The 12889-nt window shown below is 69.2% G+C and carries 13 protein-coding genes; 9 read left to right on the top strand and 4 right to left on the bottom strand.

Annotation, left to right across the window (positions count from 1 at the left end; all coding sequences use genetic code 11):
* The 4 genes from JCO01S_RS11590 to JCO01S_RS15755 form a co-directional block, all read right to left on the bottom strand.
* Positions 1-1172, bottom strand: a 1172-nt coding sequence (locus tag JCO01S_RS11590) for a TrbL/VirB6 family protein (protein WP_176573014.1), incomplete at its 3' end; no start/stop codon positions are given.
* A 131-nt stretch (positions 1173-1303) separates the two neighbouring features.
* Positions 1304-2011 (bottom strand): DUF8175 domain-containg protein, encoded by a 708-nt coding sequence (locus JCO01S_RS11585; protein ID WP_157074592.1) that lies wholly within the window; start codon positions 2009-2011, stop codon positions 1304-1306.
* Positions 2012-2040: 29 nt separating this feature from the next.
* Positions 2041-2274 (bottom strand): hypothetical protein, encoded by a 234-nt coding sequence (locus tag JCO01S_RS11580; RefSeq protein WP_068255630.1) that lies wholly within the window; start codon positions 2272-2274, stop codon positions 2041-2043.
* Entirely contained in the window at positions 2271-2672 is a 402-nt protein-coding gene (locus JCO01S_RS15755) for a DUF6668 family protein (protein WP_369407294.1), read from the bottom strand. The genes JCO01S_RS11580 and JCO01S_RS15755 overlap by 4 nt, the downstream gene beginning before the upstream one ends.
* Positions 2673-3126: 454 nt before the next feature.
* Here JCO01S_RS15755 and JCO01S_RS11570 point away from each other — a divergent pair, with 454 nt between their 5' ends.
* The 9 genes from JCO01S_RS11570 (at position 3127) to JCO01S_RS11530 (ending at position 12136) form a co-directional block, all read left to right on the top strand.
* Positions 3127-3351, top strand: coding sequence for a helix-turn-helix domain-containing protein (locus tag JCO01S_RS11570; RefSeq protein ID WP_068255624.1), 225 nt, complete (start codon positions 3127-3129; stop codon positions 3349-3351).
* A gap of 52 nt (positions 3352-3403) precedes the next feature.
* On the top strand, positions 3404-4438 hold the full coding sequence (locus tag JCO01S_RS11565) for a peptidoglycan DD-metalloendopeptidase family protein (RefSeq protein ID WP_068255621.1): 1035 nt from the start codon (positions 3404-3406) through the stop codon (positions 4436-4438).
* Complete coding sequence (locus JCO01S_RS11560) at positions 4429-5127, top strand: hypothetical protein (protein WP_068255618.1); 699 nt, start codon at positions 4429-4431, stop codon at positions 5125-5127. Before JCO01S_RS11565 ends, JCO01S_RS11560 begins: the two co-directional genes overlap by 10 nt.
* A gap of 7 nt (positions 5128-5134) precedes the next feature.
* Positions 5135-6745, top strand: a complete 1611-nt coding sequence (locus JCO01S_RS11555; protein ID WP_068255614.1) for a hypothetical protein — start codon at positions 5135-5137, stop codon at positions 6743-6745.
* 56 nt (positions 6746-6801) lie between these two features.
* The gene (locus tag JCO01S_RS11550; protein ID WP_157074589.1) at positions 6802-6996 is read left to right on the top strand and encodes a plasmid mobilization protein; all 195 of its coding nucleotides are present in this window, start codon (positions 6802-6804) and stop codon (positions 6994-6996) included.
* A gap of 370 nt (positions 6997-7366) precedes the next feature.
* Positions 7367-8374 carry a hypothetical protein gene (locus tag JCO01S_RS11545; RefSeq protein ID WP_068255609.1) on the top strand — a complete coding sequence of 336 codons (1008 nt, stop codon included), beginning with the start codon at positions 7367-7369 and terminating at the stop codon, positions 8372-8374.
* A gap of 1030 nt (positions 8375-9404) precedes the next feature.
* On the top strand, positions 9405-9611 hold the full coding sequence (locus tag JCO01S_RS11540; RefSeq protein ID WP_068255606.1) for a hypothetical protein: 207 nt from the start codon (positions 9405-9407) through the stop codon (positions 9609-9611).
* 48 nt (positions 9612-9659) lie between these two features.
* On the top strand, positions 9660-11033 hold the full coding sequence (locus JCO01S_RS11535; protein ID WP_068255603.1) for a ParB/RepB/Spo0J family partition protein: 1374 nt from the start codon (positions 9660-9662) through the stop codon (positions 11031-11033).
* A 158-nt stretch (positions 11034-11191) separates the two neighbouring features.
* Complete coding sequence (locus JCO01S_RS11530; RefSeq protein ID WP_245634421.1) at positions 11192-12136, top strand: DUF3560 domain-containing protein; 945 nt, start codon at positions 11192-11194, stop codon at positions 12134-12136.
* Positions 12137-12889 lie beyond the last annotated feature (753 nt).

Here is a 12889-nt window from a genome sequence, read left to right as displayed (position 1 = left end):
CCCGGCGCACCATCGACGCCCGGCGCACCGCCGTCACCGGCACCCGGCGCACCATCGACGCCCGGCGCACCGCCGTCACCGGCACCCGGCGCACCGGCGGCGGGCGCCGCGACGCCACCGGCAGACGGAGTGTTGTCGTCCTGCGGAGGCGGCGGAGGTGGAGGCCCGCCCCCACGATCTCGGTCTCCACCTCCACCACCGTCCGGCGACGGTGGTGGAGACGGCTTGGCTCCCGCCCCCGCTCCCGCAGCGGCGGCCGACGCGCCGCCCGTGCTCAACGCGCCGGCGAGCTGTGCCGCGCCATAGACCGCGGCACCGGCCGCGGCGATACCCGCCGCCCCGGAGAATGCGTTGGAGGAGCCGACAGCCGCCTCCCCAACGAAGAACTTGACCATTGCGGGGAGGGCGAGCGTGATCAGGACGAACAAGGTCGTGCCCCACAGGAACTGCATCAACGGCTCGCCCTCATCGCCGGTTGCGCGCATCATCCGCAGCCCGATCCCGTACAAGATCGCCGCGACCGGTTTGTACATCACGAACGCCAGCAGGAACCCCAGGGACTTGCTGAACCGCTCCTGGCCCTTCGGGGTCCCTGACGACGCCGCGAACAGCGGGATGAAGGCCACCATCGCGATGATCAGCGGTGCCCGCACGATCATGAAGATGATCTGCATGACCACCGCGATCTCGGCAATGACGATCAGGACCAACGCGACGAGCCCCATCCCCGGCAGAGCCCCGCCACCGTTGACGGTCGAGCCCAGCAGTTGGTGGGCGAACTTCTCTCCGACGAGGTTCTCCTCCCGGCGGCCGCTAATCGCCTCCAAGACCCACGGCGAGAACTCATCGCCCGCCTTGATCGCCAACGCGGCGATCCCGACCACGACCGTGGTCGAGGCGACCAGGTTGAACATCATCCGGATGATCACGCGGCCTTCCGAGGCCTGGAGAGTCCAGATCATCCGCATGATCGCGATGAGCATGCTGATCACGCCCACCGCCATCACGACCCACGACAGGGACGCCCACACCGAGCCGAGAGTCGATGACGGCTCGAAATAACCACCTCCACTCGAGCCGATCTTCGGGGAGGGGACCATGAAGATCAGGTGCGCCAAGTCGGTGAGCAGGTCCACGAGACCGTCGATGGCCTTCTTGATCATCTTGACCATGAAGTCCCCAGCAACGCTCGAGACAGCCTCACCCGCCTTCTCCTTGGCTGCACCTCCAGCCTGTTTCGCTCCTGCGCAGAGAACCGGACCCGAAACCGCGCAGGCGGCGTCTCCGACGTCGGGGGCCAGCATCACTGCGGGCCCCACTCGGTGTACCCATCAAGTGAGGCCAGATCCTCAGCCTGACTGTCCCTCGATGATGCTGCGGGCAACTTCCAGTCACCGTCCCGCCACACGACGGTTGCCGGAATTGCTACGAATGTCTCTCCATCCGTGCTGTACGCGACGCTCAGGGACACCCGATCCTCCGTTGCCTTCGTGATCTTGAAGCCTTCGACCTGGAAGGTCGGCCCGTCACCAACGGCATCCGGCCCCAACTCCGATTTACTCATCTCGCCGACGATGTGGTTCACCTTCACCGATGGCGGCATTGCTTGGAGGTGGAGCACGAAGAAGAGCGCGCCCGTCGGGTTGTGAGCGAAGCAGGAGCGGTCTTCCCCCTCCTCGGTTGCCGGGCCGTACTTGTCAGAGACGGGCACCGTCATCCGCCGCTCGACGCGCCAGGTGGCCTTGGGGCCGTCCTGGGGGATTGACTGGTCCCCGTTGGGCAGTCCGCAGATGCTGTCCGAGTCCCCCTCGCCGGGGCCGGCGGTCTCGCCGACCGCCGGGGCTGCCGCTTGGCTGTCGGGCCCGCGTGAGCCGAGATACCAGCCGGCAGCCGTGGCCAGCAGGAGCACCACGAGGATCAGGACCGCGACCCACACGAGCGTCGAGCGTCTCGCCGTCTGTTGTGCCACTTCTCGCTCCTCCTCTGATCGTGAGGTGTCAGCGGCGAGCACGTCACGTCACCGTGCCCGCCCCGGTCGGGTCAGGTCAGGGTCGAGATGATCTGACCGACCACGCCGATCAGAACCAGCCCGGCGCACACGACGAGGAAGGCGCGCACGCCTTGGCTGGAGCGCCCGTCGAGCACTCCAGCGAAGATGAGGATCACGGCGACGATGAGGCCGAAGGACCCCATCGCCACGGCGCCCCACATCACCCAATTGATGATGGTCTCGAACAGCTGCGCACCGGGAGGTGCCTCGGGAGTCGGGTTCATCGCTTGCTCTCCTTTGTCTCGTTCCGACTGGTTTGGGTTTCGGCCCGTGCGTCCGTGGCACGCGCGTTGATCCGCGCGCTGATCCGGCCCACGCTGCGCGGGATGCGCTCAAGGGATGGCTCGGTCGTCAGGTGCCACTCGGGCACCCAGGCGATGCGCCAGGCGCGCGGGTACATGCGCCCCACGCGCCGGATCGACCCCGTGAGAGGGCGGGCCGGCTTGGGTGCATCGGCCACGAGGACCAGGCCCACTAGGTGCAGGCCGCTCATGTCGCCCGTACCCCATTGACGAGCCGCGGCCCACGCCCGTTCGAGCCCGATGCCCGAGGTGCGGGCAACAAGTAGCGCGGGGCCTCGCTCCGGGACCACTCCGACGCCAGGGGCCTCGGTCCAAGTCATCCCCCCGGCGCCCTTCCGCAGGTTCAGGATGCGACTCACGGTGCGGGACCCGGCTCCCCCGTGAAGCGGGACCACCGAGACGGTCGCGCTGGGCATACTCCCCTCCTGATGGAGGGGGCTAGCTGACTCGAACGGCACGCCGGGCGGCCTGTCCGGTCCTCGCATCTCGACAGGCGAGCCGGTCGTGTCCTCCGCGCCCAGGTCACTCTCTGGTGTCGGTGCCTGCGGCTGCTCGCTTGGTGCTGAATGGAACGGGTTAACCCGTTCTTCGGTCCGTCTAGCGGACATCGTGCCCCCTGTCCTCTGTCACGTCATATAGCGTGCGACCCAGCCACCGTACCGCCAAGGCGCACGTAATGCACCCTGATGGACAGTAAAGGTTTATTAAACCTTTTACGGTCCATATTGTGCGTTACAAGTGCTTATGACACCCTCGAATAAGAGAGGCAAACGCATGAGCGACGATGATGTCCTGCCGGAGCTAGCAGAGCTGCCGATGAGCCTGACAACGCATCAGGTCGGTGAGGTCCTGAATTGCTCCCATGTGCAGGCTCGCAAGCTCATGGAATCCGGACAACTGCCCGGTTTCCGCATCGGGCGACAGTGGCGCATGCGCCGCCAAGACATGCAGAACGTGATCTTGGGCAAGTGGACGCCTGAGGACGACGAGGAAGCGTAAGACCCGGCCCGGGGCGGCCAGGAGGGGGGACGATCACGTGAAGGGATGGAGCGTGCTCGCCGCGGTCGTCCTCATCGGTGGGCTTCTGCTGCCGCTCATCCTCCTCGGCGCCAACAGCGCCGAGGAGCGAGCGAAGCGAGCGGCGCTCGGGTCAGGGATCGTTGGTGCTGGCCCACTCAATGCCGGCGAGGTGCCCGCGCCCTACCGTGATTTCGTTGCCAAAGCCGGCACCCGCTGCAAGGGCGTGCCGGCGGCCGCCATCGCCGCTCAGATCGAAGCAGAGAGCGCCTGGCAGCCCAAAGCAGGCAGCCCCGTGGGAGCCCAAGGCCTGACCCAGTTCATGCCCGGCACTTGGGTCTCGTATGGGCGCGATGTCAACGGCAACGGCATCAACTCCCCCTTCGACCCCGCGGACGCCATCGACGCTCAAGCGAGGTACATGTGCGACCTTGCTCAGCAGGTCGCCCCACTGGCCAAGTCTTCCGGCCGCACCATCATCGAACTGGCCTGGGCCGCGTACAACGCCGGGCCAGGCGCAGTTGAGCAGTACGGCGGCATCCCCCCCTACGCCGAAACGCAGGCATACGTCGCAAAGCTGCGGGACCTGATGACCAAGTACAGCAAGGGCGGCGCGATCAAGGCCAGCGGCGAGTGGGTCGCCCCCGTCGATGACCGGTACCTCATCGGCACCAGCGGCTTCGGCGGACGCGAGAGCCCATGCGCAGGATGCTCGACCAACCACCAAGGCCAAGACCTCGGCGCCCCCTCTGGCGCCTCCATCTACGCCGCGTGCAGCGGCGTCGTTGACTTCGCCGGAACGATGGGCGGCTTCGGCAACGTCGTCTTCATCAACTGCGGCGACGGCATCCGCACCGGCTACGGCCACCAGTCCCACATCGGCGTCGAGCAAGGCCAAGAAGTGAAGGCGGGCCAGGAAATCGGCAAGGTCGGCGCTACAGGCGGCGTCTCAGGACCGCACCTGCACTACGAGGTCCGCACCGACGCTCAACCCGGCGGCGGCCCGCTATCCGGGACTCCTATCGATCCCGCGCCGTTCATGGCCAAGAAGGGCATCACATGGAACTAACGCACTCCTCCCGGCGCACGGCGGTCCTCCTCGCGGCAGCGATCACCACCGCAGGCTGCACCCAGGGCTCCGCCCCCACGCAATCTCCGGCGCCCACCGCGCCGCGGACCAGCGACGCTCCCGCCCGGACCCCGTCCAGCAGCACCAGCAGCACGACCGGCAAGCACGAGAGCAGCAGCACCACGAGCAGCAAGGACAAGACGAGCACGACAGCCACCGGCCGTCCCAAGGTCACGGCAGGCGAGTCGGGCTCCCCTCGCGCCGACCAGCCCGACCCCGAAAGCGTCAACGAGCGGAACGCGGCCGCAGTCGCCAACGCCTACGCCCGCACCGCCTACACCTTCGACACCTCCATCGACGCCAGCGCGAACGACGCCCAACGGCGGGCGGCCCGCTGGCTGACAGAGGACCTGGCCGACAGCCTCGAAGAGGACCTGCCCGCCACCACCGGCTGGGACCGACTGAAGAAGCAAGGCGCATGGGCCGAGGTCACGGTCACCGACGTCACTCCCGATGGCAGCGACCCGAGGAACGGCACCACCACCTCCCGCCTCCAGCAGGTCAAGATCACCACCCGCGACAAGGACGGGAAGCGCATCGGCTCTCACCAGACCCTGACCCTGGACCTCTCCCTGACCAGAGACGACCCCAACGACCCGTGGCGCATCCGCGATATCCAGACCTACTGAGGTGCCCATGTCTGACTTCGACCCCAGCAGCATTCCAGCCTTCCCCGTCATCCACCTGAAGGTGACCACGGACGAGGACGGGACCCACCACGGCCAGGTCGATGGCCAGCCCGTCCCCGTCGATCAGGACGACCCCATCGCCAGCCTCATGCATCACGCCCGCTCGGCGGCTGCCACCCGGCCCCTGCGGGCGGTGCGAGTCTCAGCCACAGACGCCACCGACACCACGTGGTTGATGGCCGTGCACGCCGACGGCCGCACGTGGGACGTGGACCGCCCCGGCGCACAGGCATCCAGCGGCCGGATCAGCCGGCGAGCAGCCGCGGCGACCGCTGTCGGCGTGCTCGCCGCAGCCACCCTCGGCCTTGGCGCAGCGTGGGCCATCAGCTCCCGCCAGGAACCGCCGCCGCCGACGCCCACCGCGGCGCCCGCCGGGGAGTCGCCGGTCGTGCCGGCCCAAGGATGGGCACGACGAGCCGCGTGGGTCTCCCCGACCCTTGCCGACACCGGCGACGAGCCGGCCGTCCTGCCCACCGGCAGGGCAGTCATCACCACCGTGGCCACCAAGAACGGCGACCAAGTGGCCGGACTGCGCCCACGGGACGGAGCAACGCTGTGGACCACCGACCTGCCCGACGGCAGTGGCCCGGTCCAGATGACCTCCTACCGGCACCGTGAAGCCATCGCCGCAGCCGGCGATGGGTCCCTGACCATCTGGCCGAACAACGGCCGACCCGGCGCGCCGCCACACCCGACCACGTGGGATTTCCCCGAGAGCGGTCTAGAACTGGTGGACGGCGCACCCGTGCCCATCCTCGCCAGCGAGGAGTCCGACACCGCGCTCGTCCTCGACGGCAAGCGCCTCGAGAAGCGCGTCCTGCCCGCCGGAGCCACCCCGATCACCGGCGACGAGAACGGCCACATCACCGCCGTGGACGAGACCGGCCACTGGTGGACCCTGACCAGCAAATCGACTGCGCCCTCCCCCGCACTCCTCGAACCGCCCAAGTGGGGCGCCGAGGTCGAGGAGGTCATCGGCCTCGCCGGCCGCACCCTCATCGTCAGCTGGTCCACCAAGGACGACGAGGTGGTTCTTGCCGGCTACGCCACCGAGAACCAGATGAAGCCGGTCTGGACAACGACCGTCTCAGACCGGCCCACCAGTGACGACATGCACGTATCCCCCGATGGCTCCTGGGCCACCGTCGGAACCACGGCCGTCAACACCGAGAGCGGCCGCACCCGATCACTGCCCGATGACTGGCAGACGCTCGGCATCACGAACGAGGCCGCGTGGTCCACCGAGGCCGTGGCCAAGAAGCTCGGGCAGGCCCACGAGACGGCCACCGAGCTCGAGGACCCCACGGGGGTCCCAATCGACACCACCAAGAAGGGGCTCGGCCTCATCGTCGCCGCCAAGAACAACGGCTCCACATTGCGCATCTACGCACTGGAGCCCGACCCCGGACACCCCTACGACGCCGGCAAGCCGATCCCCGCCCAGGACGCCGAGAAGAAGGACAGGCCGGACAAGGCCAAGAACGGCGACAAACAAGACCAGACAGACAAGAAGAGCAAGGACGACAAGACAGACAGGAAGCGGGAGCGGCACTCATGAACGACACGCCTACCAGCCTGTATCGCTATCGGTACCCCCTGCGGCAGGATGGCCGCATGAGCCAGCAACGTCGAACGGCCACCATGCTGCTGCGCCTGACTCCCGACGACCGGGAAGAGGTCAAACGCCGCGCAGCGCAAGCCGGCATGTCCGTGCAGGAGTACGCCACGGCCAGACTCCTCGACAGGCCCAACGTCCGGTTCCGCCCCGGCGGCGTCCCCGGCCAAGGGAGATTGCCCCTGACTGGATGACGTGATCGGGGCAGGCCCCCGAACATGACGAAAGCCCCCCGTTGGCGCGAGGAGCTTTTCGTCGGCAGTGACTGAGTTGGCGCTCAGTCACCCAATCTGAACCATCTCCGCTTGCCAGGAGGTAGGTGGCTTTGTGCTGCCCACTGTAGATCATTCACACACTCGTGCGCCAGCATCAGGCGACGAGGCGACCACGCACCGGCCCGTCCCGGCCGACCCTCGCGCACGTCGCCGGCTGGCCATGACCAGCCGCGAATGCCCCACCGGGCTCGGCCCGTGGGTCGAGCGCCGCTGCCTCCGAGCCCCACACCTGCTCCCCCGCCGCCACCAGACCGACAGGTGGCGAGCCCACACCGAGCACCCCGCAGGCGTGCACTACGAGACCCCCGATGGCGCCTACGCAGGCATCGCCGCCTGGCGATCCCGCGAGCACTGGCTCACCGTCACCGTGCCCACCGCCCTCGCCCTCATGGCCGAGAAGCGCGCCGGGCGCGTCTCCGAGGACCTCCTGCGCCGCTACCTCACCGTCCGCTCCGGCTACGCCCACGCCCGCACCGGCCGAGGAGCGATCGTCCGCCCCGACACCATCGCGTCCGTGCTCGGCTGCACCCCACGACAGGTCCAGAACGCCCAGCGCGTCGCCCGCGACATGGGCCTCGAAGTCGTGATCCAGCGCGGCCGGATGCTCACCTGGGCCGAGCGGATGAAGGCGTGGAGGTCCGGCTCCCACCAGCGCGGTCTCGCCACCGAAGTCGCCTTCACCGTCCCCTCAGCCCTGGGGAAAACCACCAGTCAGCCTGTGGGCGTTTTCACCCCTCCCAAGAGGTCCAAGACCTCTCAAGAAACTCACCTTGGACACTACTCCCCTAGCGCCGCAAGCGGCGAGAAAAAGGACGCGGCTCCGCCGCGGCCTCGGACGAAGGGGGGCGCCCCCTCCCGGAAGGCAGCCATACGACTCGGAGACGCCCTCACCCGACTCATCCCATGGCTCCGCCACGAGCGGCCCGGCCGCCTCGCCCCGGCCCTGACCCGCTTCGCCACCGCCACCACGCCCTGGAGCGCCGACGACCTCGCCCACGCCCTAGACGACCTCGCCCTCCGCCGCGGCCACACCACCGCCCTGACCACCGACCGGATCAACACCCGGCCCGCCGTCGTCCTCGCCGGCCTCCTGCGACAGCTCGACCCCGAGGCCGACCACCCCGGCCTCGGCTTCACCGACCCCGCCGACCTCACCCCCTGCCGCCGCCAGGACTGCGACGGCCACGGCTGGGTCACCATCACCGACGGCCGAGACCGCACCGTCATCGCCAAATGCCCCGACTGCCCCCCCAGCCTGCGAGCCGCACCCATCGAGGACGACGAGCCCGAGTTCTAGAGCGCGACGTTGTCACACCCCTCAGCCACGCTGGGCCGGGCAAGGACAACTACGTCAAGGCCGACGAGGACTCCGGCACAACCGCCTCTAGCGCCCGGCTCGCCCGCCAGGACCCAAGGTTCACTCCCGTGCACACCCGCCCCACTTTGCCGCGACACGCGCCGATCGGCATGGGGTGACCCGACCTCGATCTACAGTTGAAAGTGCCCCCTCCCGGAAGGAGCCCTCGGACCCTCCCGAGCACACCACGTGCACGGGAAATCAAAGGGAGGAGGTGGAGCACATGGCCGAAGGCCAACGCTCCGAGAGGCCGCGCACCACAAGCGCCGGCGGCCTGCCACTCGTGTGGCAGACCGCCGCCCGCGTGATCGCATATGTGGCCGCTCGCTGGATCTGGGATTGCCTCTCCTAGATCCGGGCCAAGGGGCGGGAGTCGTAGCCGCGGCTCCCGCCTCTTTCACGCTCACACACCCCTGAAACGCGGTCCTCGCGCTCCATCGGTGCGTTCAAAAAGTCTACTCCGGGATCAAGCTACCCGACGCCAGGCGCACCTGCGACGTGCCAGCCAGTTGAGCACCACGACAGGGACAAGCATCATCAACGCCACGAGGCGGCTACCGCCTGGGCGGGACGGTCTATCGGCTCCTCTCCGAGTCGCAGATAGCCCGGCCTCCGGGCGGACGCACCCAACACACGGGGCCGGCCAGGTCGAGCGTCACTTCGTGACCCGAGCAGAGCTCGGCCATGTTCTCTGGTTTTCCTCCTCCGGGGCATTCCATCGTGCGGGGCGCGCCCCCTCCAGGCAAGGGCAGCGCTTCGCGCCACCCGGCTCCCCCGAACTTTTTTCCGCGGCGCTCGTCCCTCGCTTCATCCGCGGAAAAAACTTCTCCTCCACCGGGTGGTTCCTGCCCTTGCCCTCCGGGGGCTCCACCGCCCCGCAGCTTCTTCCATTGCCCCGGAGGGGGGAAAAAGTGGCACCGGCACCCACTTCATTGACTAACCAGACCAACTCACCTAGGAGGACCAAGACATGAACAAGCCCACCGGCGCGACCCTCGAGAACCGGCCCACCTACACCGACGCGACCGCCACCGACCACCTGTGCGAGTGCGGCGGAGTCAGCGAAGGCGTCAGCTGCGACCCCCGCTGCGACGCATCCGGCGTGGAAATCGGCCCCGGCTACCCCAACCCGGCCCACACGGATTCGATCTTCCTCGCGGAGATCGAGGACTACTGAGCCTTACCCACGAACGACTAACCACACCAACTCACCAAGGAGGACAACATGACCACTCAGCCCACGCTCCAGATGATCGACCCGGCCACCCTGATCATTGACACCAACGTCCGGCTCGACCCCAAGCAGGACCGCGCGTTTGTCGCCAGCATCCGCCAGCACGGCGTGCTCTCCGCGATCACCGGGCAGGCCGACGAGGACGGCCAGGTGCACGTGCGGATGGGTCAGCGCCGCACCCTCGCCGCTATCGAGGCCAAGCGCGACGAGGTGCCCGTCATGGTCCTGCCCGCCGCCACCAGCGAGGACGAGGCCGCCCGGATCATCGAGCAGCTGGCCGAGAACGACCACCGCGCCCCCATCACCGACCACGACCGCGTGGCAGCCGTGGACGCCCTCACCGGGATGGGCCTGTCCGCCGCGCAGATCCAGAAGAAGACCAACCGCCCCAAGGCCGAGGTCGAGGCCGCACGGCGCGTCAACGGCTACGCCTACGCCCGCGAGCAGGTCGAGGCCGCAGCCCTGACCCTCGAGCAGGCAGCCGTCCTGACCGAGTTCGAGGACGACCCCGAGGCCGTCGAGAGGCTGACCACCGCAGCGACCGAGGGTCGCGGCTTCGAGCACACCGCCCAGCGGCTCCGCGACCAGCGCGACCGCGACGCGCTCGAGGACGCGACGGCCCAGGAACTGGCGAAGGAGGGCATCACCGTGCTCGACTTCCCCGCCAGCACCGAGAGCGAGCACCCCAACGCGGTCAGCCTGAACTACCTCGTCAACGACGACGCCGACCGTAGCGACGTGACCGCCGAGGACCACCGCACCTGTGAGGGCCACGCCGCCTCCGTGCGGATCGTGCCCACCTTCGAGGGCGACGAGAAGTGGCGCGCCGTGGTCACCTACTGCTGCACCGACCCGGCGAAGTACGGCCACCGCGACCGCTACGCCGCCGCCGGGACGGAGAAGAAGAAGGCAGCCGACATGACCGAGGAAGAGCGCGAGCAGGCCAAGGCCGAGCGCCGCGAGGTGATCGAGAACAACAAGGCGTGGGCGTCCGCCGAGACGGTCCGCCGCGAATGGCTCGCCACCTACCTCACCCGCAAGACCGCGCCGAAGGACGCAGCGAAGGTCATCGGGACCGCACTGGCCAAGGGCTGGCGCGGAGGTGCCGAGGTGGACCACCAGCGCACCGGCGCGATGCTGGGCGAGTTGGGCATCGACGCCAGCGAGCAGGCCGTGGAGAAGGCCAGCCAGTCCCGCGCCCTCGTGCTCGTCCTCGCCCGCGTGCTCGCCGCCTACGAGGCACAGACCGACCGCAGCGACTGGCGGCACGAGAACGCGAGCACCCGCGCCTACCTGACGTGGATCGCCACCCAGGGCTACGACCTCTCCGAGGTCGAGCAGCGCGCCGCCGGACAGGACACCTGACCCGCACGCCAGACGGGGCGGGGGCCACGGCCCCCGCCCCGTCCCATGCGGGCAACGTCTGGACTAAAACGACTAACTAGACTAAACTGACTACATCAACACGGCACCACCCGGAGGGGCCGACCGGCCCCCTCCCCCACCGAGACGAAGGAGAGACCGTGGAGGACCTGACCATTTCCCACACCGCCGCCGAGGGCACGCTGATCGAGGGCACCGCGAAGGGGGACGGCACCGCGCCGGTCCTCAAGGCGCACGGGTGGCGCTGGGGCCGGTCCATCGGCTCCTGGTTCATCCCGCGCAGCCGCGACACGGCCCCCAAGCGCCACGTCATCGACGCCACCGCCGCGCAGCTGCGAGCGGACGGGTTCACCGTCGCCGTCGAGGTCGATGCCAGCCAGCGCAGCACCGCCGAGGTCGAGGCCGACAAGATCGCCCGGCAGGCCGACCGCGCCGAGGCTCTGGCAGCCAAGGCAGGCCGCGCCCGCGGCGCGGCCGCGGCCGCCGACCGCCGCGCCGACGCGGCCGCCGACCGGCTCCCGCCCGGTGGCGAGCCGATCAAGGTCGGACACCACAGCGAGGCCCGGCACCGGCGCGACACCCAGCGAGCATGGGACGCGATGGGCGCCAGCGTGCAGGCCCACCGGGACGCCGACGAGGCCGACCGGCGCGCAGCCACCGCCGCCCGCACCACCGCCGCCCGCTACAACCCGGTGACCGTGGCCAACCGCATCGACAAGATCGAGGCCGAGATTCGGGCCACCGACCGCCGCCTCAACGGCTACACCGCCGAGGCCGGATCGCCCTACGCCCACGAGGTCGCCCCCGCGACCGGCGCCTACCGGGGCCGGCTCATCGACCAGCGAGCCGCGCAGGCCGGCGCCCTCGCCTACTGGCAGCAGGTGCGCGATGAGCAGATCGCGACCGGGCAGGCCACCAACTACGGCCCCGAGACCGTCGCCAAGGGCGACGCCGTGAAGATCCGGGACCACTGGCACCGCGTCGCCCGCGCCAACAAGAAGACCGTGAGCGTCGAGACCGGCCACAGCTGGACCGACCGCGCCCCGTGGCACGAGGTCCAGGACCACCGAGCCGCCAGCAAGTAGACCGCCAGACAAGGGTGTCCCCCTTCGCCGTCGAGGCGAAGGGGGAGACCGCAGGGGGGTCTCTCCACCATCCCACGATGCGGCCCACAGGCCGCAGAACGGAGGCCGCTTCGCGGCCGCATGCCCGGCGCGCGGCGCGAAAAACCCGCGTGGCTGGGTTGGAGGCCCGTGCAGGGCGCCTCAGTCTAGGACCGCGGGGACCCCGACCCGTCAAGGGCGCTGCGCGTCGCTGCGCGATGGGCCTCCGGCCCACCCTGGACGGGCCACCCTCACGGTCCTGGACTGTGGCTTTCTGCCCCGCACGGGGCAGAAAGGAGGTTCGCTCCCATGAGTCACATGGAGCTGGCAGCCCACATCGTGGCGCTGCTGACAGCACTGGTGACGCTTGGGACAGCGATCGTGAACGCTCGCGGAACGAGCGAACGCCGCCGGTGTAGGGCCCGGCGGCGCAACGGTCGCTGATCTAAGCGGGGGGTCGGCTCGGCAACCAGTCGAGTCGGCCTCCCGCTCAACGCTACCGGAGTCCACCGACAGGAAAAAGACCCCGACCGGCGGCGGCTCCGCCGCCCCGCGCTTGATTGGATTCTCCCTCCTCCGGGACATTCCATCGTGCGGGCGCGCGAACTGCGCGCAAGGCCGGCACGTCCGTGCCGACCGACTCCCCCGAACTTTCGCCAGGCGCTCCTGCGTCGCTTCCTTCCTGACGAAACTTCTCCCCCGCCGGTCGGTCCCCGGCCTTGCACTCCGGCCGCT

It is taken from the genome of Janibacter corallicola NBRC 107790 (genome assembly GCF_001570965.1).
Lineage (GTDB): Bacteria > Actinomycetota > Actinomycetes > Actinomycetales > Dermatophilaceae > Janibacter > Janibacter corallicola.
This window is presented reverse-complemented; position numbering and strand designations above follow the sequence as displayed.